Genomic DNA, 26,192 nt, shown 5'->3' on the forward strand with positions numbered 1-26,192 from the left:
CCCTGCGGGTGCTGTCCCTTTATATGACTTCAAGGAGAAGCGCGTGCGACGACCGGTCGAGGACGAGTTCGAACTGCGGAACCGCTACTCCACGATGGAGCGCGGCGAACTGGACCAGACCGTCGGGTTCCTGCTGCGCGCGGCGTGGAAGGAAGTGTCGCGGCAGTTCAACGCATTCTTCCGCGAAGCCGATTTCACGCCCGGGCTATACACCATCATGGTGCTGGTCGACCTGAATCCGGGGTGCAATCCGGGCGATCTGGCCAAGCCGATGGGGATTTCGCAGAACAATCTAGTCGCGCATGTCGACGAACTGGTCGAGCGCGGCTTCCTGACCCGCAGCGTCCATCCGCGCGACCGGCGGGTGAAGGTGCTCAACCTGACCGATCACGGCAAGGAACGGCTGACCGAGCTGCGCAAGGCGCACAAGCTGTACGAGAAGCGCATCGCCCAGCAGATCGGCAAGGACGAGATGACGCAGCTGCTGCGCATCCTCGGCAAGTTCGAGGCGGTGCCGGACTAGATTGGATCGACATCCAGCGCTGTTGCCGGCGCGCGCCGGGATTGTGTGAATCGTTTAAAAACAATCGCTTCTCGCGGCACTGGTTGACACGGTTGACACCAATATCGCGAAAAACCGGTTTCCCGCGAAAAACGGGATGGTTCGGACAAGTTGAATTCGGACACGTTCAAAGAGCGCGCCCGAAGCGTCCGGGCGCGCGGAGCCAAGCAGGCGAAATCCAACATTTCAAGCGTGTCGGATCCGACCCTACGCGCCTGCAATCGCCGTCGCGCGATAGCTGCGCGGCGAGGCGCCGAAGCGTTCGCGGAACAGGCGGCTGAAGTGCGACGAGCTGTTGAAGCCCCATGAGAAGGCGATGTCGGTGATCGGGCGTCGCGCGGCGGTGGACAGATCCTCCCGGCACCGTTCGAGCCGCAGGCCCCAGATATGCCCCGCGACCGTCTCGCCGCTGTCGCTGAACGCCTTGTGGATATAACGTTTGGTGCAGTTGAGCGCCCCCGCCACGCGATCGACCGAGAGTTCGGGATCGGCGAGGTTGCGCGCGATATAGGCTTGCGCGCGGGCGAGCAGCGCGTGGCGCGAACTGACGCCGCGCTGGCGATCGCGATTTTCCCATGCGGCCGAGCGGACCAACTGGAGCGCGATGCGCGAAATCTCGTCGCCCTGCGCCAAATCGATCGTGTCGGCGGCGTCGGCGAGCGAGGCGAGGAAGGTGCCCGCGACGCGGCCCATGCCCGACCCGCCCATGCTGCGTCCCGCCGCGCGGGTGAGTTCGAGGGTGCGCGACCAGCCGCTTTCGGCTTCCTCGCCATGAAGGACGAGGACCGCGCCTTCGTCGCTCGCTTCGAGTTCGAGCACCGGGCCGGGGACGACCGCCCAGTCCAGCGCCTCCAGCGTCACGCCGCCGTTGCGCCACGCCACCGCGCTGCTGCCGCTGCGCTGGAGGATGAGCGCGCCGCTGCGCGGGATGGCGACTTCGAGACGGCGCGAGGTGCGGGCCAGCGCGACGCTCTGCATCTGTACCCGGCCGAATCGCCGGCGCTGCGGCGCGAGCGACTCGCCCGCCATGCGTTCGAACGAAGCTGAAATTGCGTGCGCCATGTCGACCTCTCCCGCTGCCCGTCGTTACGGGTCATATTATGCCGGCTCGCCTGCGCGAGCATATTATGTATGTCTTATACATATTCTTGCTTAGATGTATATCGAGTGTCAACGGGGGGCGGGTTTCCGGGGGTTTGCGCGCGCGACTGTTCGCCGTGGGACAAGTCTGGAAGCGGCGCGGCGTTCACAAAGACGCCGACAATTCACGGGTTTCGAAAGCGACGATGACACTCTTTCCCGACACGCCGATGTTCCGCGGGCCGAACCGGCCGCAGCGTATCGAGGCCGATATTTTCGAGCTGGAATATGAAGGCACGATTCCCGAAGCGATCCGGGGCGCCTTTTACCGCTGCGGCCCGGACCCGCTGTTTCCGCCGCGCGCGGGCACCGATATCGGGATCAATGGCGACGGATTCGTCTCGCAATTCCTGTTCGATGGCGGCCATGTCGATTTCCGGCTGCGCTTCGTGCGCACCGAGAAGTTCATCGCCGAGCGCAAGGCGCGCGCCGCTCTGTTCGGGTCGTATCGCAATCCCTTCACCGACGATCCCAGCGTCGCGGGAGTGGACCGCACCACCGCCAACACCGCGATCGCCTGGTATGACGGGCGGCTGCTGGCGCTGAAGGAAGACGGGCTGCCGCACGAGCTGGATCCGTTCACGCTGGAGACTCTGGGCAAGTTCGATTTCGGCGGCGCGCTGCGCACCCCAATGGTGACTGCGCACCCCAAGGTGGATCCGGCGACCGGCGACTGGCTGTTCTACGGCTTCGAATGTGGCGGGCTCGCAACGCTCGACGCGTCGTTCTGCGTCGGTGCGCCCGATGGCACGCTGGCGCATGAGGAGTGGTTCAAGCTGCCCTATGCGGCGATGATCCATGATTTCGCGGTGACCGAGAATTACGCCATCTTCCCGATCATGCCGACGACCTCGGACATCGAGCGGATGCGCGCCGGCGGCGATCACTGGGCATGGGACCCGTCGCTGCCGACCTGGATCGGCGTGCTGCCGCGTGGCGGGACGGCGGAAGACATTCGCTATTTCCGCGGGCCCGCACGCTGGTCGTTCCACACGATGAACGCCTATGAGGACGGACGGCTGATCCATCTCGACACCACCGCCGCGCCGACCAACGCCTTCTTCCCCAATATCGACGGATCGCGGCCCAAGCCCAGCGAAGGCGATTTCCACCTGACGCGCTGGACCTGCGACCTTGCCGGCAATGACGATGTGTTCACCGAGACCCGCCTGTACGACCTGCCGAGCGATTTCTACGACATCGATCCGACCAAGGTCGGCCGCCCCTATCGCTATGGATTCATGGCGGTGAAGGCGACCGACCGGCCCGCCAACCGCATCGGCGTGCCGCATCCGTTCAACGCGCTGGGCAAGATCGACGTCACCACCGGCGAAACCGGCCTCTGGTATGCCGGGCCCGAAAGCGCGGTGCAGGAGCCGGTGTTCGTCCGCCGCAGCGACGATGCGCCCGAGGGCGACGGCTATCTGCTCGCGGTGGTCAACCGGCTGGCCGAGCGGACCAGCGAGCTGGTGATCCTCGATACCGCGTGCATGACCGATGGCCCTGTCGCCCGCATCTATGTGCCGCTGCACCTCAAAATGGCGTTCCACGGCCTGTTCATTTCCGCCGACGATCTGGCGCAGGGCCGCCATCCGCAGACCCAGGAGTTCGCCGCATGACTCGCGTGAAAAGCTTCGACGGCATCGAACTGGCCGTGACCGACGAGGGCGAGGGACGCCCGGTGCTGCTGGCGCACAGCCTTGGCGCGGATCATCGCATCTGGGATCCGGTCGCCGCCGATCTGCGCGCGGCGGGCTTCCGCACGATCCGCTACGATCTGCGCGGGCATGGCGGTTCGGACGCGCCCGAGGGGCCGTATGACGTGGCGGCGTTCGGCAAGGACATGATCGCGATCCTCGATGCGCTCGATCTGGCGCGCGCCGATGTGATCGGGCTGTCGGTCGGCGGCATGGCGGCGATGTGGCTGGCGGTGAATGCGCCGGAGCGGGTCGGGCGGCTGGTGCTGGCCAACACCACGCCGTTCATCCCGGTCAAAGATCGCTGGGACCCGCTGATCGCCGATGCGCTCGCCAATGGCCTTGACGGGATTGCCGGGCCGATGATCCTTGGCTGGCTCTCCACCGGCTTCAAGACGAGCCAGCCCGGCGCGGCCAACGCGCTGGTCGAGACAATGCGGACGATGGCCCCGGCGGGCTTTGCCGGGACCTGCGCGATCCTGCGCGATGTCGATCTGCGCGGCGATCTGGCGCGGATCGCCGCGCCGACTCTCGTGGTGCATGGCGTCGAGGACGAGCGGGGCGTTCCCGCTTCGGCGGGGCTGGTCGCGGGGATCGCCGGCGCGGTCCGCGCCGACATCGCCGATGCGGCGCATCTGTCCCCGGCGGAGAATCCGGGGCAAGTGGCGCGCGCGATCCTGGAGTTTCTCGCATGACCACCGCTGCCGCGCCCGCCGAACGCGACTGGACCCTCACCAGCGGCTGGACGCTCGGCCTGCTGACGGTGATCTACGCGCTCAACTATCTCGATCGCCAGATCCTCAGCCTCGTCCTTCCGCTGATCAAGGCCGAGCTGCACGTGTCGGACACGATGCTGGGCCTCGTCACCGGCTTTGCCTTCGTCCTGTTCTATTCGCTGATGGGCATCCCGATCGCGCGGCTGGCCGACCGGTCGAACCGGCGCAATATCATCGCCATCGGCTGCGCCTTCTGGAGCGCGATGACGATGGTGACCGGGCTCGTCACCTCGGTGTGGCAGCTGGCCGTCACCCGTTTCATGATGGGCGCAGGCGAAGCGTGCGGGATCGCGCCGAGCAATTCGATGATCGCCGACCTGTTCAGCGCGGCCAAGCGCCCGCTGGCGCTTTCGATCATGACCGCGGGCAATGGCCTCGGCTCGCTGCTGCTGTTCCCGATCGTCGGCTGGATCGCGCTCCATTATGGCTGGCGCAGCACCTTCTACGTCGCGGGCGCGGCTGGGATCGTCGTCGCTTTGCTGTTCTTCCTCACCGTGCGCGAACCGGCGCGGCGTGACGCCAAGCCGCTGATCCGGCGCGAGACATTCAAGGAAGCGATGGCCTTCCTTGCCGGATCGCGCGCCTATATCTGGATCCTCGCCGGCGGGGCGTTCATGGGCGTGAGCCTCTACGCCAACATCGTGTGGAATTCGAGCTTCCTCGTCCGCGTCCACGGCTTCAACATGGCCGAGATCGGATCGACGCTGGGCCCGATCCGCGGGCTGGCCAGCGCGCTGGGCGTGGTGGTCGGCGGGATGCTGGTGTCGCGGCTCGGCGCGCGCGATGCGCGGCTGCGGCTGATCGTGCCGGGCATCGCCTGCATCCTCGTGCTGCCCGCCGAAATCCTGTTCCTGCTGCCGAGCGATCCGACGGTCTCGCTGATCGGCCTTGCGCTGGCGACCTTCCTGTCCGCCGTGCACCTGGGCCCGGTCTATGCTGCGTGCATGAGCCTGGTCCCGCCGGGCCTTCGCGCCACGGCGTGCGCGGTATTCCTGTTCGTCGCCAATCTGGTCGGCCAGATCATCGGGCCGCTGCTGGTCGGCGCGCTGAACGACCATTGGGCTTCGCTCTATGGCGACCTCGCGATCCGCTATTCGATGATGGTGGGAGCAAGCTGCGCCACCGTCGCCGGGCTGTTCCTGATCCTCGCCGCCCGCCACTTCATCCCCGACACGCGCCGCGCCGAAGCGGCCTGATCCCCTCTAGGAGAGACCCGATGACCGACACGTCCGTTCTTGGCGAAGACTATCAGCCCATCTCGCTGATCGGCCTCGAATTCGCCTTCCGCATCCGCATCTATTTCGACGAGCGCCGCAAGTTCGAGCCGACCACGCCGATGGGCGGGCGCGTCTATGTGCCGCCGCTTTCGGGCGATATTTCGGGGCCGCGGCTGCAGGGCCGGGTGATCCCGCACAGCGGCGGCGACTGGGCGCGCGGGCGCAGCGACAATGCGGCCGAGCTCAACGCGCACTACATGCTCGAAGCGTCGGACGGGACGCCGATCTACATCAACAATCGCGGCTTCCTGTACGGGCGCGACGATGCCGGGCTGCCGGTAAAGGTCGCCAACAAGACGCAGGAGAATCTCGCGGCGGGCGCCGAGACCAGCTGGAAGATCGCGCCGGACACCTATTTCTTCTGCATCCCCGCGTTCGACGCGCCGGTCGGCCCGCATGACTGGCTGACCCGCCATGTGTTCATCGGGCGCGGACGCCGGGTGCCGAGCCCGGATCATACCTGCTTCGACTATTATATCGTCGACAACGCCTGATGATCGACCGGCGGGAATTCCTCGGCAGCGCCACCGTCGCCGCGTCGCTGGCCGCATCGGTTCGCGCTTCGGCGCGGCCGGTGGCGGCGGATGCGCCGTCGGTCACCGCCGGACTTGTCGACTTCGCGCTGAAGTCGCGGTTCGAGGATCTGCCCGCCGATGTCGTTCATGAAAGCCGCCGCTATGTGCTCGACGCGCTGGGCTGCGGCGTGGCGGGGCATCTGACCGCCAAGGGCCGGCTTGCGGCCGCCCACGCCGCGGCGATGGGCGGGCGCGGACAGGGGAGCCGGATCCTGGGCAGCGCGGCGCGGAGCGATCCGGCCCATGCCGCCTTCGCCAATGGCGAACTGATCAACGCGCTCGATTACGACGCCATCCCCCACGTCCCGCCCTTCCTGTTGCCGCCGTTGCTCGCCATTGCCGAGCGCGAGCGATCGTCGGGCCGCGAACTGATCCGCGCCGTCGCGGTCGGCACCGAGATCGCGCTGCGGCTCGAGCGCGGCACCAGCAAGATGGCGGCGTCGGTCGCCGCGACGGGCAAGACGCCCGCGGTGTTCGGCATCTGCAACGCCAGTATCGTCGCGGCGGCGGTGGGCTGTGCGATGCTGCTGAAGCTCGACGCGGTCCGCACCGCCAACGCGCTGGGCCTCGCCGCCTATTTCTGCGCCGTCCCGTCGAGCCATGCTTGGGAGACGCGCGCGCCCAAATCGATGGTGAAATATTCGCCGGTCGGGATCAGTTGCCAGAATGCGGTGACCGCCGCGCTGCTCGCCGCGAGCGGCTATACCGGCGATCCCGTCGCTCTCGACGGACCGGCGGGGTTCCCGCTATTCTTCGGCGGGCTGCAATGGGACGACGCGGCGGTGCTGGCCGGTCTGGGCGAGCGCTGGGCGATCCTCGGCACCCAGTACAAGCCGCACGCCTGCTGCCGCTTCACCCATGCCGAAGTCGATTGCCTGCAGGCGATCGTCGCCGAACATGCGCCGAAACCCGACGAGATCGGCCGCATCCATTCGCTGGGCATCCCGTTCGTCGCCAATCCGGACATGACCGTGGTGCGCACGCAGGAGGATGCGCAGTTCAGCACGCACTATGTGCTGGCGCTCGCCGCGCTGGGCATTCCGCTCGACGCGCGGTGCCAGGATCCGGCGCTGTTCACCGATCCGCGCATCGCCTCGCTGATGGCGCGCACCGTGCGCGACGTGCACCCCGAGGCGCTGGCGGTGAAGCGGAGCGATCCGGCAAGCTATCTCGCGCGCGTCGAAGTGTCGATGAAGGACGGGCGCAGCTTCGTGCGCGAGACGCGCTATCCGCGCGGGACGATCAAGCCGGGCTTCACCATCCCGGACGCCGAGCTGATCGCGAAATGCCGCGCCAACCTCGCCACGGCGCTGCCCGGAAGCCGGGCCGCGCGCGCGCTGGACCTGCTGACGACGCTCGACACCGCCACCGATATCGGCGCGGTGATGGCGCAGCTGACGCCTAGAGGATCGTGACCCGCCGGTCGCGGGCGCCGACGACGAACAACCGGCCCTGCGCATCGGCCATCAGCACGAGCCCTGCCTCACCCGCCTGACGGGCGAGGCAGGCAAGCTGCACGTCCTCGTCATGGTTCAGGATGATGAGCGGCTGCCCGGATAGGGCATCGCCGATGCGGGTTCCGGCTCCATCGGCTGCCGGCGCGATATAGGGCCGGTCGAGATCGCACGACTGAACCGTATCGAAGCCGGCGATCCGGGCATGAGCGCGCCTTTCGACGAAAGTGCGTGCCAGCGTTTCCTGATTTTCGGTCCAGATCCCGACCTGCATCGACGGGCGCGTGCTGGCTTCGCTCGTCGCCATCATCGCATCGAAACCCTGATTGCGAATCCAGCGCCAGTCCGCCGGCGCGACCGGTTCGGACAATGCAGCCTCTACCTTGGGCAGGCAGATCTTCGTCGTCAGGGTGCCGTTGGCGTGCAGCGTCCAGACTTCCATGACGCCGCTTCGTCCCCGGCTCAGATCGACCGTGAGCCATGACGGCGCGTTACGATGCTGGGCGAAGGCGATGGCGCGGAGCCGGTCGGTCAGCGCGCACGACCAGAGAAATTCGATGCGCGGCGCGGGCGCGCACAATTTCACCAGATCGAGTGCGCCGATCTCGCCGCCGATCTGGACCAGCCACTGGCTTTCCGACGTGATGTCGTGGTGCGCGGCCAGCGCAACCTTGCCGATCGGATGGAAGGTTCGGGCATGGCTGGCGAAGCGCGTGAGCAGGCTCGCGCCATCCTCGAGCGCCTGAACGACGATGACGTTCGGACTGGTGCCGATCGCGATCAGGGCGGTGACGTCGCTGATATTCTGCTGCCACTGGATCGCGCCGTCGCGGTCGAGCAGCTGCAGCAGCCAGCTCTCGCGCCAGACCAGCATGGTGCCGTTGCCGAGCAGGCAGGCGCAGCGGATCGCGGGCCGTATGGCGACCACGGGCGGCACGTCCCATTCGAGATCCGGACGCACTGCCGCGACGTGCAGCTTGCCGAGCTTGCCGACATCCGCCGCCAGCACGGTGAGGCCCGCGCGGGTCAGCAAGGCGTGCAGCGTCTGCAGATCGTTCGATCCCAGGCTGGCCGACGCGATCGCGATCAGCGCGCGCGCGAACGCCTCGACGATCGGCTGGGCGGGGCCGCGCCAGAAACCGGCCTGCTCGACGCAATCCGGCGTGGACAGGCGGCTGAACTGGCCCAGCAGATCGAGCATGAGCCGACGGCCATCCTCCGCCTCGCCGCGCATCACCGACTGGAGCCACCCCAGCGCCGCCGCGTGCCGTTCCGTTCCGGCGACCGCGGCGAAGGGCACCGCGCCGATCCCGTCGGCGCTCAGATCCTCGCCGTTCCAGCGCGCCGTCAAGACCGCGCGGACCGCCAGCTCGCAATCGAATCCGCCCCCGCCATCCACGGCGAGCGCGGCACGCAGCCAGCTCCGACGCGTCTCGAGCAGCGCATGGTCGCTATCGGCGGCACCGGCGAGCGGATCGGTCACCTGCAAGGCGCGCAGCGGCTGACCCGTCGCCAGCAGCATGTCGGTCCACGCCTTGATCACATAGGCATGGAAGGCGGGATCCCCCCTCCGGCTCTCCTCGGCCAGCTGATCGAAACAGGCCGTCCGCTTCGCCAGCGCCAGCGCGGTGTCCGTCTCGCCGGCAAGGAAGAACATCCGGATCGCCAGCGACGGCTCCTGCTTGCTGTCGATCGCGAGCTTCGCCGCTTCGTGGAACAGCTTGCCCTTTTCGAGGACCAGCACGGCACGGCGATGATCGCCGAGCAATTGCGAGTGGATATAGGCGGCGCGGCGGAAGTCCCCGTCACGCTCCAGCTTCTCGGCAAGCTGGAGATAGCGGTCGCGCAGCGCGTAATAGGCGCCGCCGCCGAAGATCGGCGCGGAAATGCCCTCGTTCGACAGATCGAAGTCGAGCCGCGCCCGCGCTTCGGGCAACTGCGCGGGATAACGGCTGACGGGCTTCTTGCCGGGATTGTCGTTGCCGAGCCGGAGCGCAAGGCGCAGCGCGCCGTCGAGATCGCCCGACGCGATCAGCTTTTCGACCTGCCCCAGCCGTTCGCCATATTGCCTGCGCAGCCCCGTGCCGAGCGGCGTGTGCCAGCGGAGCCAGCCCGCGAGATTGGCGAGCAGCCCTGGCGCGCGCGGCGGCGCACTGGCCTGCCCATGCCCCTGGGCCGGCGCGCCGCCATGCCCGCCGCTGTCGCCGAACAGGCGCAGGCTGAACAGCCCGCCAAAGGCCTGCCGCAGGATCGACGAGAGCTTGATCGGCTTGTCGCCGACCCCCAGATGCGCCGCCATGTCGCGCAGCAGATCGGCACCGTCGCTTTCGATCGGAACCCCGGCGCGCGAGACTCGCGCCAGCCGCGGCGCATCCCCATCGCCATCCCCGCTGCCCGCGATGCCAGTGACCGGCACGCCGGACAATGTCGTGCGGACGCGCACCGGCGGGCGATGCACGTCGATGCGGGGCATGTCCCACAGCGTCGCGACCGGCAGCGGCGTCAGCGCGGCGATCGCGATGCGATGTGCCTGTCCGCCCCACCACAGCTCGATCCGGCGTATCTCCGCAGCGGCCGGCGACCGGACGGGATCGGTGCCGGCCTCATTGGCGGCGAAGCTGGTCAGCGTCGCACCCGGCCCTGCGATCAGCGGCAGCGCCGAGGGCCAGATTCGAGCCTCGACATGGGCCGGATCGACGAACGCCACCACCAGAAGTCCGGCTGAATCACCCGCGGGGCCGAGTGTCCCGCGCCACATCGCGCGCACCCGGTCGCGGACCGGGCGCAGATCGGGCATGGGCGCGCCATCGCGCAGGACGAACGCGATCCCGTCGCACCAGCCGGAACCGGCCAGGGTCGGCCGCGCCGGAAAGTCGCGGTCGATCGAACGGGCGGCGCGGCGCGTGACGTGACTGCGGTCAGCCATCGAGCGGTCCCAGATCGACCTTGATCGCTTCACGCGCCAGCACCTGAAGATCGAAGCGGGTGCATTCCGACTGCGAATGCTTCTTTTTCCTGCGGTACAGCAACAGTTCGAGCGGGGCCTGGTCGTCATCGACCTTCACCGCCCATACGCCATCGTCGCCCGGCTGGATCTTAACGATCGACAGCGCATCGTCGCCCAGCCGCAGAACCGGCTGCTTCAGCGTCGGAACGCCATTATTGTAGCGCACCGTCCGCACGGTGCCGTTTCCGCCGTGGCGCGCATCGGACCAGATCCGCACGGTCAGCTGCTGCGTGCCGCCATGCGCCGACAACAAAGTCTCGTGCGGTTCGAGCCGGATCGTCGCCGGATCGCCGCTGTCGCCGCGCTTCACCAGCCAGTCGAAGGGCGGGATGGTCCAGACATTGGGCATCACGCTGTACGCCAGACTGCGATGCGCCGGCGAATAGACCATATCGAACAGCCGGTCCGGCCCGATAGCTTCGTCGCCGATGAAGAATTCGTCCATGTGCCGCTTCGAAATCTTCACCACCCGCAGCATCTTCGCGTCCGGATCGGGCTGCACGACGCGATAGGGCCCGCTGGACCAGAGCGTCTTCGGCGCCTTGAGCAGCGGCGAGAATTGCGCTTCCCCGCCATCGGGCCGCGACCGGAACACAAAGGCCTGGCCGAAGCTGGAATAGACTTCGAGATCGCCGCCCCAGCTCATCGACGGGATCGCGCCGGGCGGCTGGTTGCGGAAGAGATGGCTGGAGGGCACTTCGCGGCGCAGGCCCGAAAGGATCGCCGGTGCGGCCCCCGCGGACAGCGCGATGTCCTTGAGGATCATCGTATCCCGGCCCGAACGCGCGGTGTGCACCACGATGCGGAGCAATTGTCCGTCCAGCCCCACGCCCGCCAGCTTGAGATGATCGGGCAGGAGGACGAACCAGCTTTGCGCGATCTTCCAGGCCGGATCGCCGGTGAGGATCAGCAGCCCGTGGCGCATCCGGACGATCTTGGTGTCGGTGCGGGGAGTGATGAAGTGGCGCGGCTCCCATCCGCCCATCTTCGGGCGCGGCGACGTCTCCAGCTTCGCGAGCTCTGCCGGCTTGAGCGGCGCAAACGGCTTGTCGAGCGCCGATACGCAGATGCGGTCGTGGGGAAACACGATGGTGGCGCGGTTCCGCTCCGCACCGCGCTGGCGCACGACGATCTGCGCGGCCCGCCGCTCGCCAGGAGCGGGAGGTTGCAGCGTGAAGGCCAGCGCGCTGGCGCTATCCGCGACGGCTGGCCCCCGCATGTCCGACCCGATCACCCAGTCGAGATATTCGGGCGCGGCGGCGGGCGCGGCACCGGCCGTCAGCGTCTCCCACACAAGCCGGGCGGCATCGACATCCTCGCTGTCCATCTCGCGATAGCTGACCGCGCGCAGGAAGCGTTTGATGGTGTTGACCGAAATCTGGTCGAACCACACCGCGCCTGCTTCGCGCGGGAGGAAGCACCAGTGGAATTCGGCGCCGCGCGCATGAGCGATGCGGGCCATGAAGAACAGGGCCGCCAGCCCGATCAGCCTGCCGTGCCCGAGCATCCCGGGGCCCGCCGAGATCATCGCGCGATAGACCGGCCGGGTGCCCGGATCGGCGAACTGCTTCTCGTGGAACAGCGTCTCGGATTCGGCCAGCCGACGCAGGAACTCGAGCGGCGCTTCGGTCCGCAACAGCAGCTCGCTCTGGACGATGTGCGAAATCTCGCCGCGCAGAGTGAGGCCGCCCAGCCCCTCGAATTCGCCCTGCGGCGCCAGTTCGCGCCAGTCGAAATTGCGGGCGAGCCGCTCGAACTGGAGCAATTGCCCGTGCAGCAGCTCGACCAGAGAGTCCGACAGCCGCTCCAGCACCGGAAGGAACGGCGCATAGGCGGACGGGAAAACGGGGCCGCCGCCGTCGCTCATGCCGCGCGGGCGCACAACAGCGAGCGGTGGAACGCCACCGGCTCGCGGACCACGTAGAGATCGGCTTCACCGGTCGACGCCGCCGTATCGCCGAAACGCGGCACGACGATCGCGGGCGGCGCGACGTCGTAATGGTCGAACATCGCGGCGATCAGCGCACCCTGCACATGCGCGGGCGCATCGATCGTCACCCCGGCGGGCAGCCAGATGCGCGGGGCGATCTCGTAAAGCGCGGTCACGCCGTCGAGGCGCGGCAGGACCATGCCCGTTTCGCCCGGCACCGTGCCGGCGAAGATCGCGGCCCAGCCATCGCCATGCTCGACCGCAAGCGACTGGAGCAGCCGCGACTTGCGCGACATCGAAGTGACGAACGCGTCGACCGCCGCATCGCCGATCGCGATCAGCGCGCCGATCGTCTGCACCGGATCGATGCGGCGCCACGCCATCACGCTGCCTCGATGGGCGCCGCCGCCTCCGGTCCCGCGTCAGGCGCGGCCTTGCCGCTCGAATGCGCTTCGAGCACGGTTTCAAGGCTGGCGCGGACCACGCGAAGCTGTTGCGGCAGGGTCTTCGCATCGAATGCGGCGTCGATCCGGGTCAGCATCGTCTCGAGCCGGACCAGCCAGATCTCGTGCAGCGGATCGGTGACCAACGCCGGACGCGATTCGAGCAGCAGGGTCGCCTGTTCGGTCAGATGCGCGGCGTGCGCGGTCGGGCCATAGGTGGCGTGCGCCACGCTGTTCGACAGCACGGGGTTGCGGCTGTCCTTCAGCTCGGCATGGAGCAGCTCGCGCACTTCCTCCTGCTGCGCCTTGGACTGGACCAGATAGGTGATCGGCCACAGGTCCTCGGGACCCGCCACCGCCGAACCGCGCAACAGGGCCGCCGCCGCGATCAGCTTCTGGCCCTTCACGATCTTGCGGTCGGACATGATCACGCCGGTCAGCCGGATCTTGCGCACGATATGGGCATAGGCTTCGTACACGCCGGTCATGTCGGTCCTGAGCGCGGCGTCGTGCAGACCGGCGATCAGCCCCTTGCCGAGCGGCGCGACGGGATCGCTGCCGCCCGCAGCCTGCCAGCCCGAACGGAGCAGCTCGGTCAGCTGGCTCTCGCCGACCGGATCGACGAACATCGTGACCAGAAACCGGTCGGCGAAAGCGGCGAGCAGCGTATCCTCGGGCATCGCGTTGGACGCGGCGACGCACGAGATCAGCGGCACGTTCATGCTGTACTGGCCGCGGCGATAGGTTCGCTCGTTGAGGATCTTGAGCAGCGAGTTGAGGATCGCGGTGGACCCCAGGAAAATCTCGTCGAGAAAGGCGATATCCGCTTCGGGCAGCATCCCGTGGGTGACCGGGCGGATCTGCCCTTCCTTCAGCGCATTGAGATCGAGCGCGCCGAACAGCTCCGAAGGCTCGGTGAAGCGGCCGATCAGATACTCGAACGACTTCGCGTCGACCGACGCGGCGATCGCCTGAACCGCCGCCGACTTGCCGGTGCCCGGCGGGCCGATCAGCAGCACATGCTCGCGCGCGATCAGGCCGAGCATGACCAGTTCGAGCAGCGCGCGGCGCGACACGAACTGCGCGCTGAGCGCGTCGAGATGCGCGTTCACCTGAGTCACCGCATCGGCAATCACGCGATCGGGTTCGCTCGAAACCTGCATTGTCTTCCTGTGGCTGAAGAATCCCCTGCCCCCTGCGTAGAGGCTCGACGGCGATCCCGGAAGGGCCGTGGCGCAGAAGTGCGACGCGGGCGCGCGTCGCCGATCGGCCCGCAACGCGATCGGGGCGATTATAGGTTATAATTTCATACTATTGCGTGTTACCCTTGAGCGACCCGATCGATGGAGCCAAGCCATGCACAAGACGATGCCGATCCGCGCCACAAGGCGGGCCATTCTGGCGGGTGCGCTGGCCGCGCCGCTGATCCCCGCTCTGGCTCGCGCGGGCGACGCATCGTTCGGCGCGCCGGCGGGCGCGGTCGAGCGGATCGTCCCCGTCGCGGGGGCGAAGCTGTGGAGCTGGGATTCGGGCGGCAAAGGCGCGCCGATCCTGCTGCTCCACCCCGCCACCGGCAGCGCGGCGATCTGGGAATATCAATATGCCGCGTTTCGCGATGCCGGATACCGCGTCATCGCCTATTCGCGGCGCGGGCATTATCGCTCGCCGGTCGAAGCCGGGTCCAATCCGGGCTTTTCGGTCGACGATGTCGATGCGGTGGCCGACGCATATGGGCTGAAGCGCTTCTTCCTGCTGGGATCGGCGGCGGGGGGCTTCATGGTGCCCGACTATGCGCTGGCCCGGCCCGAGCGGCTGATGGGGATCGTGATGGCCTGTACGCAGGGCGCGGCGGCCGACCCGGCGTTCCGCGCGAGCATCAGCCGGATCCTGCCCGAGGGGTTTTCGAAGATGCCGGCATCGTTCCGCGAGCTTGGCCCCTCCTATCGCGCGACCGAACCCGAGGGGATGGCGCGGTGGGAAGCGCTGGAGCATGTCGCGACGATCGACGGGCGCTACCGCCAGAAGCCGCGCAACGTGCTGGACTGGCCGACGGTCGGGCGGATCGCGGTGCCGACGCTGGTGATCGCGGGCGGCGCGGACCTGTACATCCCGCCCGCGCTGGCGCGCATCTATGCCGGGCATATCCCCGGAAGCCGGTTCGAAGTGATCGAGGATAGCGGCCATTCGGCCTATTGGGAGAAGCCCGCGGCGTTCAACCGTGCGGTGCTGAAGTTCGCGGCCAGATACCGGAGGGGGTGATCCCCCGGCCGCCGCGAAGGCGACCGGGAGATCGGGGGCTTGCCTCTAGAAGCGCAGGCGGACGCCCGCCTTGTAGAAGCGGCCGACGACATCGTAGTTGGTGCCGTTGGTCTGGGTCAGCAAAGTGGTCGACGGGATGATCGGCGGATCGCGGTCGAACACATTGTTGATCACCCAGAAGAACTGGAAGCGATCCCCCGCGTCGACCGTGCCCGACAGGTTGAACAGGGCATAGGCCCCGATGGCATTGTCGTCATGGCTGACGTCCGCCGGCTGACCGTTGGTCGGCACTTCGGTGAAGGCATTGTCGATCACGCCCGCACTGACGAAGCGGACCTGCCCGGTGAGCGAGAAGGGCTTTTGCGAATAGGTGGCCGAGAAATTGGCCTTCCAGTGCGGCACCGCGCCTTCGGACTGATCGAGCTGTCCCGCCTGTTCGTTGACCGAAGGCGCTTCGCCCGGTCCGCCGGGGACGATGATCGTGAACTTGTCGACATAGGTGGCGTTGGCGCGGAGGTTCAGATCGCCGCCCGCCAGCGGCAGGCTGTAGCTGGCGGCCAGATCCATGCCCCGCGTCTCGAACGAGGAGAGGTTGAGGAACTGGTTGGTCACGCCGATCAGCGCGCCGCCGCTGAACTGGAGCAGGTTGCAATAGCTGGCGACGCCGAGGCCGCAGAGGCGGGCGATTTCGGCCTGGCCGACATTGGCGATGACGTCGGACACGCGGATGTCGAACAGATCGACCGACAGGCGGAGGCTGCGGACGAAGCTGGGCGACCAGCTGACGCCGATCGTGGTCGTTTTCGAGCGTTCGGGCTGCAGTCCGGCATTGCCGACATTGGCGACGCGGACGCCGGGATAGGTCACGCCGTTATAGACGACATTGTTGAGCGAGACCGTGGGCGGGACCAGCAGTTCGTACAGACTGGGCGCGCGGATATCGAGCGAGTGGGTGCCGCGGATCAGCAGGCCCTGCACCGGCTCCCAGGTCGCGCCCGCCTTCCACGTCGTGACGCCGCCGAAGCGGGTATAGTCGGCATAGCGGATCGCGCCGTTCACGGTGAGCGCATGCGCGAAGGGCAAGTTCGCGGCCAGCGGGACGGTCGCTTCGACATAGCCTTCGCGAACCGAGAAGCTGCCGGCGAACTGGCCGCCGACCGAACTGTCGTACACGCCGGTCAGCGACACGGCGTCGACCAGCGAATTGAGCGATTCATGGCGATATTCGACGCCCGCCGCGATCGCGACCGGACCGGCCCAGGTCGAGAAGGGGGAGCCCTGGATGTTCAGCTGCGCCGCGTCCTGAACATAATCGAGCTTCGCGGTGGCTTCGGCCGAATAATAGGCGATGGCGGCCGCGCTCTGCGACCCGTTGCCGAACAGGTTGAGCGGGACGCAGCCATTGCTGGGGTTGGTCAGGGTTGAGCGGCAGACCGGCTGGCCGGTGACCGGGCTGGTCACGACATCGGCGGCCATCGCGTAGAGCGTGCGGTTGCGCGCCGAGGAGCGGCGGAAATATTCGTTCTCGCCATGCGTGTAGGACGCGTCCCACGTCCAGCCGCCGCCGAGGTCGCCATTGACGCCGATCGTGCCGGTCGCCGCTGTAGAGCGGACGATCGTGTAGGGCAGGGGCGTGTCGTAATTGACGCGCGACAGGACGAAGGACTGCGCCGGCGGCGTTGCGGTCGACGGCCCCGCGGGCGCCGGGATCAGCGTGCGCAGCGACGCCGGGATATAGGGATTGTCAGCATAGATGCGGACCTGCGAGCCGGCGAGGGTCGTCGGGCTATAGACGCTCACCCGGTCGCGGATCGGCTGGTTGATCGATTCGCCGTGCGACTGCCCCCATGAGGCATCGACATAGACCGTCAGCGCGGGCGAGATTTCGTAATCGGCATGGCCGTAAAACACCTTGCGGCGGGTCGAGGCGATCATCGAATTGCTGCTGAGATCGGGATTGCCCCCGCCGATCTGGTTCGCAGCGAAGGTCGTGGCGGTGGTCGCGGGATTATACTCGCCGCGCACGAACGTCGCGGTGGCGGTGGGCGAGGTGAAATACTGGCCGATCAGCCCGGCGCGCTGGGCCGCCGTGCCGCCGGTCGCATTCACGATCAGGCCGCCCGGGGTGTAATTGCCCGGCTCGGTCCCGCTGCGCAGCACGTTGCGCGGGCGGCCATTGGCGGCGGTGGCGGTGGGATCGGTGAAGAATTGCCAGTAATCGTCGGCCCAGTCACGCGAGCGATAGGTGCCGATGCCCTGATTGTTCGAATAGTCGCCCGACAGAACCACATGGCCGCGATCGCCCGCGAACGAGAAGCCGCCGACCGCGCCGATGCGGTACTCGGCGGCGTCGCCCAGTTCGGACACGCCGGCCTGCGCCTCCATCTGGATGCCGTCGACCTGTTTCTTGAGGATCAGATTGACCACGCCGGCGACTGCATCCGACCCCCATTGCGCCGATGCGCCGCCGGTGACGATGTCCGCGCGATCGATCATCAGCGTGGGGATCAGGTTGAGATCGACCTGATAGGGATTGCCGACGCTCGACGCGGGCACGCTGGGCACGAAGCGGCGGCCGTCGATCAGCACCAGCGTGCGCGGCGAACCGAGGCCGCGAAGATCGGCGAAGGTCTGGCCCGGGGTCTGGGTGCGCACGCCGTTCGCCGCGCCGCTGAGACGCGAGCTGAAGGCGGGGAGTTCGCTGAGCAGGCTATAGACGTTGGTTACGCCGCGCTGCTGGAGCTCTTCGGTGCCGATCACCAATGTCGGCGTGGCGGCGGTGAAGCCCGAGCGGGTGCGCGATCCGGTGACGCGGATCTCGTCGTTGGCGGGCACGTCCTGTTCGTCGGCGGTCACGCTTTCGTCCTGCGGCGCGTCTTCCACCGCCTGCGCGAAAGCGGGCTGGGCGAAGCACAGGGCCGCAAGGCAGGAAGTCGCAGCGAATTTCGCGATTCCGCGCCGGATTCCGGTGATTTCAGACATAGCCTCTCCCCAGGTGATGCGGCCTTTCCGGCTCGCGATTAGGTGGAACCTGCGCGGACCGGCCTCACGGGGCTTGCCTGATCGCGCACGGAATTCCGCTCGCCCGAGGAGTAGGGGCGCCATCCTATTGAGTCAATAGGATGGCCTTATGACATTTATCAGGCCGCGATCAGCGGCTCACCCTTGATCGCGATGCGGTGCATGATCCGCCGCTGACCCTGATAGTCGTTACTGGCATAATGCCAGACCTGGATATTGTCCCAGAACACGACCATCCCGGGCTCCCACACGATGCGGCACTGGAATTCGGGCCGTTGGCCGTGGACGTAGAGGAAGTCGAGCAGGGGCGCGCTTTCGCGCTCGGTCCAGCCTTCGAAGCGCAGCGTATAGGCGGCGTTGACGAACAGCGATTCCCGGCCGGTCACCGGATGGCGGATCACGACCGGATGGACCAGTTCGGGCGCGGGGCTGATATTCTTGTTGAGCCGTTTCGACGCGGCGAGCAGCCGGGCGTTGCCATGAACCGCGCGCAGGCCGCGCAGCGTATCCTTCATGCCATCCGACAGCGCGTCGAACGCCGCCGCCATGCTGGCGAACAGCGTGTCGCCGCCGTGGCGCGGCAGCTCGCGCGCGACGAGGATTGTTCCCCAGGGCGGTTCGGCATGGAAGGTCTGATCGGCGTGCCAGCCGCCGCCGATATTGTCGACCTGGTCCTCCGCCTTGCTGACTTCGGTCATCAGCGGGAAGCCGGGGACCGTATCGACATACTTCCCGACCGTGGCTTCGCCGAACTGCTGCGCGAAATGGGCGTGATCGGCGGGCTTCACGTCCTGCCCGCGGAAGAAGATGACCCCGCGTTCGGCCAGCACGCGGCGGATCGCGGCATAGTCCTCGGGCGCGTGGCGCGCGGTCAGATCGAACCCGGTGATCTCCGCGCCGATCGCATCGCCCAGCCAGCGTGCTTCGAAGGAATCGGTCATGCTTGCGGCTCCTGGCTGAGCGGTTGGGTGATGAGGGTACGGCGCAGGACCAGCAGGCCGACCAGGGCCGGCGCGCCGATGCCGATGGTGGTGAGCAACATGCCGCCGCCGATCGCCATCGGATCGCCGCCGAGCACGCTGGACGAGAGGAAGCCGGCGGCGAGCGGGCCCATACCGGTGCCGAGCACGCTCTGGAACAGCATGTAGATCACCGTGACCTTGCCGATCAGCCGCACCGGCGTACGCGCCGCCAGGATGATCGCGCCGATCGCGGCATAGGCGCCGCAGAAGAGCAGGCCGACGCCCTTGATCGCGAAGGTCGCCTCTGCACTCGGCGCGAACGGCACCAGCGCGAAGGCGATCAGCGTGACGATGGTGGTGAAAATGCCGAAGGTGCCGATCGCGCGGCCATTGGCGGCGAAGCGATCGAGCATGAAGCCGACGAACAACAGCCCGAGCGGCGCGGCGACCAGCTTCACCAGCCCATAGGTATAGCCGATCTCGGGCAGCGACATGCCGAAGCGCCGCCCGACCAAAGCGGGCAGCCACGGCCCGTTGGCGAACACCACCAGGGTGCTGAGCGTGGTGTAGATCATCAGCGGCGCATAGGTGCGGCGATGCGCCCACATATAGCGGATCGCTTCGCCGAAGCCGGGTGCGCCCGGCACGCCCTCCTTCTTTGCGATGGGCCGGTCACGGCGCAGCAGCAGCGGCAACGGGGTGAGGATCAGGCTGAAGAAGCCGATGACGATCAGCACCGCTTGCCACGGCTTCGCGCTGCCGAGCAGCGGGATGCCGGCGAATGCGCCCGATGCCGCCGCGGAGAGCAAGGCCCCGCCGACGATCAGCGCGAGCGAGCCGCCGAGATAGGGGGCCATCGAGAAGATGCTGAACGCGCGCCCGCGCAGCGACAGCGGCACGCGTTCGCGGATCAGCGAATAGCTGACCGGGGTGACCACACCCTCCGCCGTGCCCACGCCGATCCGCGTGGCGAACAGCGCGCCGAAGCTGGCCGCGAAGCCGCCGAGCATGGTCATGCCCGACCAGATGCCCGACGAGGCGACGAGCAGCCCCCGCCGCCCGCCGCGATCGGCCATCAGGCCCGCGGGGATGCTGGCGGCCGAATAGAAGAGCGAGAAGCCGAGGCCGATCAGCAACCCCATGCTCGCGTCGGACACCCCGAAATCCTTGCGGATCGGATCGACGAGCAGCGGCAATAGCTGCCGGTCGATACAGGCGCAGGCATAGAGCGCGGCGGTGACCGCGATCAGCAGCCACGCATGGAAGCGCCCGCCCTCGGGCCGGGCAGCGGCGGAAGTCCCCACCTCCGCCGCCGCCCGGTCCTCGGTCGATGCGGCCGGCATCAGAACTTCACGCGGAAGCCGGCCTGGAAGAAGGTGCCCAGCGTGTCGTAATATTGGCCGTTGGTCGCGATGTTCAGCGTGCTGCTGGGCAGCGGCGGCGGGGCGGTGTTGAAGACGTTACGAACGCTGCCGAAGAACGCGAAATTGTCGTTCACGGTCATGTCCGCATAGAGGTTCAGATAGGCATAGGCGGGCACGTGATTGATGTTCGCCGTGGTGGTGGCGGACGTGTTGAAGGTATTGTCCACCGTGCCGGCCGAGATGAAGTTCATCTGGCTGGTGAGCGCGAACCCGCCGACGCGATAGGTCAGCGACCCGTTGATGCGGGTGCGCGGCGTCGAATAGGTGTTGAGCGTGCTGTTTTCACCCGCGCGGTCGATCGGCGCGGCGCCGGTGCCGGTGTTGACGATGACATGCTGGGTATAGGTGCCGTTGACCGTCATCTCGATCCGGCCGGGCAGCGAGATGCCGGACAGCGGGAAGCGATAGGCCAGCTGCGCGTCGAAGCCCTGCACATGGACGCCCGCCAGATTCTGCGCGCCGAGCGACAATGCGGTGGGCGGACCGGCCGCACTGAAGGTGAAGGCCGAGCAGTAATAGAGGTCGCCCGCGTTGCAGAGGCTGGCGATACTGGTGGCGGGCAGGGTGGTGATCGCCTGCTTCAGATCGATGTCGTAATAATCGACCGACACTTTGAAGTTGGGCAGGAAGCGCGGCTCGAGCACCACGCCGATCGTGTAGGTCTCGGCCTTTTCAGCGTCGAGATTGGCGTTGCCGATCGACAAATTGACCGGGATGTTGGCGGTGTAGGTGGTGCTGTTCGCGGGATTGCGGACGCTGACCGAATTATTGGCGATCGAGCCGGGGCTGTACAGTTCGAACAAAGCTGGCGCGCGGATGTCGCGCGAGCGCGTGGCGCGGAAGCGGACGCCGTCGACCGGCTCGTAGCTGGCGCCGACCTTCCACGTCGTCTGGGTGCCGACCGTGCTGTAATTGGCGACGCGGATCGCGCCGTTCAGGTCGAACGAGCGGCCGATCGCCGAATCCTTGAGCAGCGGCACGATCGCTTCGACATAGCCTTCGGTCACGTCGAACTTGCCGTGGAACGGGCCGGCATTGGCGATCTCGAACCCGCCGGCCGCGCTGATCGAGTCGGCGGTGACGGTCTGTTCCTCGCGGCGATATTCGACGCCCGCGCCGATCGAGATGGGGCCGGCCCAGGTCTCGAACAATTCGCCGCGGATATTGGCGGCGGCGGTGCGCTGTTCATAGACGCTGCGCGCCTGTGCGGTGCCGGTCACATAGCTGATCGCGGCGGCCGAGGGCGAACCCTGACCGAACAGGTTGATCGGCACGCAGCCCGCGGCGGCGGTGGGGTTATAGGTCGAGCTGCCGGGCACCAGCGCGCGGCACACGATCTGGCCGCCGGAAAAAACTGCGTCGGTGGCATAGGTAATGCGCGAACGGATGCCGTTGCCTGCGGTCGAATTGGTGTAGATGTTCTTGCCCCAGCCGAAATGGAGATCCCATTTCCACTTCTCGCTGAACCGCCCCTCGGCGCCGAAGGCGATGTGCGGCGTCTTGTTCTCGACGATCGCCGGGCCATTCTCGCCGCTGGCGGCGAAGTCGTAATTCACTCGGTTGAAGGTGAAGCTGCCGTTCGCACCGAGCGACGCGGCGATCGAGGGGTAGAGCGACTGGAGATAGGCATTGTCGCTGCGGATCGTGCCGCCGGTGATGCGCGAGGGCAGCGGGTTCATCTCGGTCCGCAGCATCGAATAGGAGCCGACGAGCCAGATGTTGGTGTCGTCCGAAATATCGAACTGGACACGGGCATAGGGATCGAAGCGGCGAATGCCGGGAACGAGCGACAGGCCCTTGGCCTGCGACTGGCCCTGCCCGCCGATCATCGCGGTGCCGCTGACGATCGATCCGGTGACGAACGGAGTCGGCGCGCCGCCGTTCGAGTGGAACTCGTAATTGCGCAGCGAGAAGCCCGCCGGGCCGGTGATCAGCATGTTCGGCGAGCTGTAGAAATGGACGTTGGGCACGATCAGATTGACCGGCAGGCCGTTGGTCGAAGCGGCCGAATTGGCGACGATCTGATATTCGCGGGCGCCCCAGGGACGCGTGTAGATATCGCCGACCTTGTCGGATTCGGAGAAGTCGAGCGCGGCGACGATATGCAGCCGGTCGTCCATCAGCGAGACGCCGCCCAGCGCGCCGATCCGTTTGGTCAGGCCGTCGCCATAGGTGGAGAAGCCGGTCTGCGCGGTGAGCTGGAAGCCCGAATATTTCTTGCGCAGGATAATGTTGACCACACCGGCGACCGCATCCGAACCCCATTGCGCCGATGCGCCGCCGGTGATGACTTCGGCGCGCTCGACCAGCAGCGCGGGAATCTGGTTGAGATCGGGCGAGACGCCCGTGCCGGTGTTGTTCGCCGGCGCCTGTGGCGTGACGCGCGCGCCGTCGACCAGCACCAGCGTGCGGTTCGAGCCCAAGCCGCGCAGATCGGCGAGGTTGGCGCCGGGCAACTGGGTGCGCACGCCGTTCGCGCCGGGCGAGATGGTCGGCTTGAACGCCGGAATTTCCTGAAGCACGTCGGCGACGGTGATCGACTGGCGCTGCTCGATCGCGGCCGAGCCGACGACGGTGGTCGGCGTGGGCGCACGGAAGCCGCCGGTGCCGGCGCGGGTGGCAGTGACCACGATCTCTTCGTTCGACGCGGGCTGGGCCGGCTCTTCCTGCACGGCTTCGGGCTCCGCCGCGACTTCCTGTGCGAGCGCCGGGGTGCAGGCGAGCAAAGCGGCAAGGCTGGTGCCGAGCCGGAGCGTACGCTGCGAGAAAATGGTACGGGTCGTCATGATTTCCCTCTCCTGATAGCGTGGGCCTGTCCGGCCTCTCCTTGCGCGCTCGTGCGACTGAATGAGCAAAGGCTCTAAGGGATGTACATATATCCCTTTCAAAACGGTGGCAACTCGTTCTTGCATTTTCGCGTTCGCTCTCGTGAAATACACCCGAAAGGTCAGTCTTTAGGGTGTAATCGGCCCGAAGCAGCGGCTCGCACGGGCATCGAATCTAAAGGCTAGACATATAGCCTAAACGCGGTAAAGGTCGCGGCGAGCAATGGAGAGACTCGAATGGCATCGCCCGTTTTCCGCGAGATTATCGACCATCCGAACGCCTGGACCCCCGATGGCGGCGTCGAACGCTTCTGGCGCCACCTTTCGGAAGCGGAGCTGACCGCGCTCGACGAACTGATCGCGAAGACGCGCGATACCGATCCGGTGAAGGTGACGCGCGAGCAATTCTCCAGCCCTGTCATCGACGCGCTGGCCGACGAGATGCGCGAGATCATCCTGAACGGCGCGGGGGTCGTGATCCTCAAGGGCGTGACGCCCGACCGCTACAGCGAAGAGGATATGAAGCGCCTCTATTGGGGTCTGGGCACGCATCTGGGCCGCGGGCTGCCGCAGAGCCGGCAGATGGAGATGCTGGGCCTGGTGCAGGAGGAAGAAGCCAATCCGATGATCCGCGGCTATCGCAGCTCCGCGGCGCTGGGGATGCATACCGATGCGTTCGAGATCGTCGGGCTGATGTGCGTGCGCCGCGCCGAGGAAGGCGGCGAAAGCAGCCTCGCCAGCGCGCTGACAATGCACAACAAGATCCTGACCGAACGGCCCGAGCTGCTCGACGCGCTCTACGAAGGCTATTATTTCGTGCTGCAGGAGCTGCAGTTCACCGACCGGCCGACCACCGCGGAGAAAGTCCCGGTCTTTTCGAACAAGGACGGCGTGGTCAGCGTGAACGCGGCGAGCAGCTATATGCGCCACGCCGCCGAGCTGCGGAAGGAACCCTTCCCCGCCGATCTCGACGAAGCGCTCAAATATTTCGATCAGGTCGCCAATCGCGAGGACGTCCGCGCCGAATTTCTGCTCGACGATGGCGATGTGATGCTGTGGAACAATTACACGCATCTCCACTCGCGCCGGGCGTTCCAGAACTCGACCGAGCGCAAGCGGCTGTTGCTCCGCCTGTGGCTCGAGGTCGAGAATGGCCGCGACGTGCAGCCCGATTATGCGTTGCGCGGACGCTCGTTCCGCTGGATCAACGAGCAGGTGCCGGCCTGATCCGGCCGGGTCCGCCGCATCGCATGGGGGTATCGTGACACAGCCCATCTTCGATCGCCGTCAGCTGATCGGCATGGCGGCCGGGTCGCTGGGGCTGGCGGCGCTGAGCGGATGCGTGCGCCGCAGCGACGGACGTTTCGTCGTCGCGATGAACCAGGCCCCGCCGGCGATCGACTATGCGCTGGCCGGGGGGGCCGCGAACATCGCCAAGCCCTTGTTCGAGAATATCGTCGAACCGCTGCTGGGCCGCGCGCTGGACGGGCGGATCGTGCCGCAGCTGGGCGACTACACCCTCTCGCCCGACCTCAAGATCGCGCATTTCACGATCCGGAGGGGCGTGACATTCCACGACGGATCGCCATTCGACGCGGGGGACGTGAAGTTCAGCCACGAGCGGATGAAGCGGCTGATGCCGATCTACCGCGCGCGCACCCGCGGGGTGACGAGGGTGGAAGTGATCGACGATCACCGCGTCGATTTCCACTTCAAGGACAATGCGCTCACTTTCGTGCGCAATGCGTTCCTCTACATCTATTCGCGCCGCTATCACGAGCGGGTGGGCGAAGCCGAAGCGGCGCACCGGCTGAACGGCACCGGCCCCTATCGCATGGCAGAGCATCGCCAGTTCCAGTTCGTCGATCTGGAAGCGCACGAAGCCTATTGGGGCGGCGTGCCGGCGATCAAGAAGGCGCGGATGATGTTCGTGCCCGAGGACATGACGCGCGTTTCGATGCTGCGTTCGGGCGAAGCCGATCTGGTGATGGCGGTGCCCTTTTCGATGGTGCCGATGCTGCAAAAGGCCGGGTTCGGCACGGCGCGGGCGGACATGCATCCGACCTTCAGCGTGCGATTCCAGCTCGCGAACCGCAACACGCCCTGGGCCGACCGCCGGGTGCGCCGCGCGATCGCCCATGCCATCGATTCCAACGCGATCATCAACGGCGTGTTCGCGGGCATCCCGCGCCACTATGCCGGCTTCGCGCCGGGTGAGCCGGGGTACGATCCCGCGCTGAAGCCCTATGCCTATGATCCGGCGCTGGCCCGCAAATTGCTGGCCGAGGCGGGACATCCGAACGGCTTTGCCATGCCGCTCGTCTACTGGACCAATGCCTATTACGGGATGCGCGAGACGACTGAAGCGGTGGTGCTGTACCTGCGCGCCGTGGGCATCGATTGCCAGGTCTCGGGGATCGATGCCGCGCAGGGACTGGAGATGAACCGCGAAGCGGCGAAGGATCCCAATGCCCGGCTGGTGACGATCGCCCCCTCGCTGCTGGCCAGCTATGGCGAACCGTCCGAGGCGATGCGGCAAGGCTATACCAGCGGATCGCCCTATTCCTGGTTCAACGACAAGGATTTCGACGCACTGGTGAAGCGCGCCGCGACTTCGGCCGACCCGGCCGAATATGACGCCGCACTGCGCGCCTGCGCCCGCAAGATCCATGACGAGATGCCGATCATCCCGGTGTGGAACAATGTCGCGCTGTACATGATGCGGCCGGGCGTGCGCTTCACCCCGACGGCGCGCGACATTCCGGGGATGAGCGTTCGGAATGTCCGGCTCGGCTAATTCCCTTCCCTGATTGGGAGGACTGCGCTGTACCGACATTCAG

18 protein-coding genes are annotated in these 26,192 nt (G+C 67.0%); 9 read left to right on the forward strand and 9 right to left on the reverse strand.

The genetic code is table 11. The features are described from left to right. The first annotated feature begins 43 nt into the window (after positions 1–43). Entirely contained in the window at positions 44–523 is a 480-nt protein-coding gene (locus tag HHL13_RS22640) for a MarR family transcriptional regulator (protein WP_169557736.1), read from the forward strand. A 246-nt stretch (positions 524–769) separates the two neighbouring features. Here the strand turns inward: HHL13_RS22640 and HHL13_RS20355 are convergent, their stop codons facing one another. Then, a complete protein-coding gene (locus HHL13_RS20355) occupies positions 770–1,624 on the reverse strand; it encodes a helix-turn-helix domain-containing protein (protein ID WP_169557737.1) in 855 nt (284 codons plus the stop codon). Between the two features lie 224 nt (positions 1,625–1,848). Here HHL13_RS20355 and HHL13_RS20360 point away from each other — a divergent pair, with 224 nt between their 5' ends. From HHL13_RS20360 to HHL13_RS20380, 5 genes are read left to right on the forward strand one after another with little or no spacing between them, the layout of a single operon-like run. Next, positions 1,849–3,321, forward strand: a complete 1,473-nt coding sequence (locus HHL13_RS20360) for a carotenoid oxygenase family protein (protein ID WP_169557738.1) — start codon at positions 1,849–1,851, stop codon at positions 3,319–3,321. Further along, positions 3,318–4,094 (forward strand): alpha/beta fold hydrolase, encoded by a 777-nt coding sequence (locus HHL13_RS20365; RefSeq protein WP_169557739.1) that lies wholly within the window; start codon positions 3,318–3,320, stop codon positions 4,092–4,094. Before HHL13_RS20360 ends, HHL13_RS20365 begins: the two co-directional genes overlap by 4 nt. Next, the gene (locus HHL13_RS20370; protein WP_169557740.1) at positions 4,091–5,371 is read left to right on the forward strand and encodes an MFS transporter; all 1,281 of its coding nucleotides are present in this window, start codon (positions 4,091–4,093) and stop codon (positions 5,369–5,371) included. Before HHL13_RS20365 ends, HHL13_RS20370 begins: the two co-directional genes overlap by 4 nt. A 20-nt stretch (positions 5,372–5,391) precedes the next feature. Further along, the gene (locus HHL13_RS20375) at positions 5,392–5,946 is read left to right on the forward strand and encodes a DUF3237 domain-containing protein (RefSeq protein WP_169557741.1); all 555 of its coding nucleotides are present in this window, start codon (positions 5,392–5,394) and stop codon (positions 5,944–5,946) included. Further along, positions 5,946–7,442 carry an MmgE/PrpD family protein gene (locus tag HHL13_RS20380; RefSeq protein ID WP_169557742.1) on the forward strand — a complete coding sequence of 499 codons (1,497 nt, stop codon included), beginning with the start codon at positions 5,946–5,948 and terminating at the stop codon, positions 7,440–7,442. Before HHL13_RS20375 ends, HHL13_RS20380 begins: the two co-directional genes overlap by 1 nt. Here HHL13_RS20380 and HHL13_RS20385 read toward each other — a convergent pair. From HHL13_RS20385 to HHL13_RS20400, 4 genes are read right to left on the reverse strand one after another with little or no spacing between them, the layout of a single operon-like run. After that, the gene (locus tag HHL13_RS20385) at positions 7,429–10,407 is read right to left on the reverse strand and encodes a hypothetical protein (protein WP_169557743.1); all 2,979 of its coding nucleotides are present in this window, start codon (positions 10,405–10,407) and stop codon (positions 7,429–7,431) included. The two genes, HHL13_RS20380 and HHL13_RS20385, sit on opposite strands and share 14 nt — an antisense overlap. Continuing rightward, positions 10,400–12,355 carry a hypothetical protein gene (locus HHL13_RS20390; RefSeq protein WP_169557744.1) on the reverse strand — a complete coding sequence of 652 codons (1,956 nt, stop codon included), beginning with the start codon at positions 12,353–12,355 and terminating at the stop codon, positions 10,400–10,402. The genes HHL13_RS20385 and HHL13_RS20390 overlap by 8 nt, the downstream gene beginning before the upstream one ends. Beyond that, a complete protein-coding gene (locus HHL13_RS20395) occupies positions 12,352–12,801 on the reverse strand; it encodes a hypothetical protein (RefSeq protein WP_169557745.1) in 450 nt (149 codons plus the stop codon). Before HHL13_RS20395 ends, HHL13_RS20390 begins: the two co-directional genes overlap by 4 nt. After that, positions 12,801–14,024, reverse strand: coding sequence for an AAA family ATPase (locus HHL13_RS20400; protein WP_169557746.1), 1,224 nt, complete (start codon positions 14,022–14,024; stop codon positions 12,801–12,803). The genes HHL13_RS20395 and HHL13_RS20400 overlap by 1 nt, the downstream gene beginning before the upstream one ends. A gap of 193 nt (positions 14,025–14,217) precedes the next feature. Between HHL13_RS20400 and HHL13_RS20405 the strand changes: the two genes are divergently transcribed. After that, positions 14,218–15,120 carry an alpha/beta fold hydrolase gene (locus HHL13_RS20405; RefSeq protein ID WP_169557747.1) on the forward strand — a complete coding sequence of 301 codons (903 nt, stop codon included), beginning with the start codon at positions 14,218–14,220 and terminating at the stop codon, positions 15,118–15,120. A 45-nt stretch (positions 15,121–15,165) separates the two neighbouring features. Here HHL13_RS20405 and HHL13_RS20410 read toward each other — a convergent pair whose 3' ends face one another. The 4 genes from HHL13_RS20410 to HHL13_RS20425 all read right to left on the reverse strand — a co-directional run bounded on the left by HHL13_RS20410 (position 15,166) and on the right by HHL13_RS20425 (position 23,313). Next, on the reverse strand, positions 15,166–18,102 hold the full coding sequence (locus HHL13_RS20410; RefSeq protein WP_169557748.1) for a TonB-dependent receptor: 2,937 nt from the start codon (positions 18,100–18,102) through the stop codon (positions 15,166–15,168). 158 nt (positions 18,103–18,260) lie between these two features. Beyond that, on the reverse strand, positions 18,261–19,082 hold the full coding sequence (locus HHL13_RS20415; protein WP_169557749.1) for a TauD/TfdA family dioxygenase: 822 nt from the start codon (positions 19,080–19,082) through the stop codon (positions 18,261–18,263). Next, the gene (locus HHL13_RS20420) at positions 19,079–20,446 is read right to left on the reverse strand and encodes an MFS transporter (protein WP_169557750.1); all 1,368 of its coding nucleotides are present in this window, start codon (positions 20,444–20,446) and stop codon (positions 19,079–19,081) included. Before HHL13_RS20420 ends, HHL13_RS20415 begins: the two co-directional genes overlap by 4 nt. After that, positions 20,446–23,313 (reverse strand): TonB-dependent receptor, encoded by a 2,868-nt coding sequence (locus HHL13_RS20425; protein WP_169557751.1) that lies wholly within the window; start codon positions 23,311–23,313, stop codon positions 20,446–20,448. Before HHL13_RS20425 ends, HHL13_RS20420 begins: the two co-directional genes overlap by 1 nt. Before the next feature lie 276 nt (positions 23,314–23,589). Between HHL13_RS20425 and HHL13_RS20430 the strand changes: the two genes are divergently transcribed. Together HHL13_RS20430 and HHL13_RS20435 are read left to right on the forward strand one after the other, a co-directional pair. Beyond that, on the forward strand, positions 23,590–24,579 hold the full coding sequence (locus HHL13_RS20430) for a TauD/TfdA family dioxygenase (protein WP_169557752.1): 990 nt from the start codon (positions 23,590–23,592) through the stop codon (positions 24,577–24,579). Positions 24,580–24,613: 34 nt separating this feature from the next. Continuing rightward, positions 24,614–26,149 (forward strand): ABC transporter substrate-binding protein, encoded by a 1,536-nt coding sequence (locus tag HHL13_RS20435; protein WP_169557753.1) that lies wholly within the window; start codon positions 24,614–24,616, stop codon positions 26,147–26,149. Positions 26,150–26,192: the final 43 nt, after the last annotated feature.

It is taken from the genome of Sphingomonas sp. G-3-2-10, assembly GCF_012927115.1.
Classification (GTDB): Bacteria; Pseudomonadota; Alphaproteobacteria; order Sphingomonadales; family Sphingomonadaceae; genus Sphingomonas.

Coding starts and splice junctions, on each gene's coding strand:
- HHL13_RS20410 (WP_169557748.1), bottom strand. CDS start 18,102: ATGTCTGAAATCACCGGAATCCGGCGCGGAATCGCGAAATTCGCTGCG.
- HHL13_RS20425 (WP_169557751.1), bottom strand. CDS start 23,313: ATGACGACCCGTACCATTTTCTCGCAGCGTACGCTCCGGCTCGGCACC.
- HHL13_RS20400 (WP_169557746.1), bottom strand. CDS start 14,024: ATGCAGGTTTCGAGCGAACCCGATCGCGTGATTGCCGATGCGGTGACT.
- HHL13_RS20415 (WP_169557749.1), bottom strand. CDS start 19,082: ATGACCGATTCCTTCGAAGCACGCTGGCTGGGCGATGCGATCGGCGCG.
- HHL13_RS20370 (WP_169557740.1), top strand. CDS start 4,091: ATGACCACCGCTGCCGCGCCCGCCGAACGCGACTGGACCCTCACCAGC.
- HHL13_RS20380 (WP_169557742.1), top strand. CDS start 5,946: ATGATCGACCGGCGGGAATTCCTCGGCAGCGCCACCGTCGCCGCGTCG.
- HHL13_RS20405 (WP_169557747.1), top strand. CDS start 14,218: ATGCACAAGACGATGCCGATCCGCGCCACAAGGCGGGCCATTCTGGCG.
- HHL13_RS20375 (WP_169557741.1), top strand. CDS start 5,392: ATGACCGACACGTCCGTTCTTGGCGAAGACTATCAGCCCATCTCGCTG.
- HHL13_RS20365 (WP_169557739.1), top strand. CDS start 3,318: ATGACTCGCGTGAAAAGCTTCGACGGCATCGAACTGGCCGTGACCGAC.
- HHL13_RS20430 (WP_169557752.1), top strand. CDS start 23,590: ATGGCATCGCCCGTTTTCCGCGAGATTATCGACCATCCGAACGCCTGG.
- HHL13_RS20360 (WP_169557738.1), top strand. CDS start 1,849: ATGACACTCTTTCCCGACACGCCGATGTTCCGCGGGCCGAACCGGCCG.
- HHL13_RS20355 (WP_169557737.1), bottom strand. CDS start 1,624: ATGGCGCACGCAATTTCAGCTTCGTTCGAACGCATGGCGGGCGAGTCG.
- HHL13_RS20395 (WP_169557745.1), bottom strand. CDS start 12,801: ATGGCGTGGCGCCGCATCGATCCGGTGCAGACGATCGGCGCGCTGATC.
- HHL13_RS20385 (WP_169557743.1), bottom strand. CDS start 10,407: ATGGCTGACCGCAGTCACGTCACGCGCCGCGCCGCCCGTTCGATCGAC.
- HHL13_RS20390 (WP_169557744.1), bottom strand. CDS start 12,355: ATGAGCGACGGCGGCGGCCCCGTTTTCCCGTCCGCCTATGCGCCGTTC.
- HHL13_RS20420 (WP_169557750.1), bottom strand. CDS start 20,446: ATGCCGGCCGCATCGACCGAGGACCGGGCGGCGGCGGAGGTGGGGACT.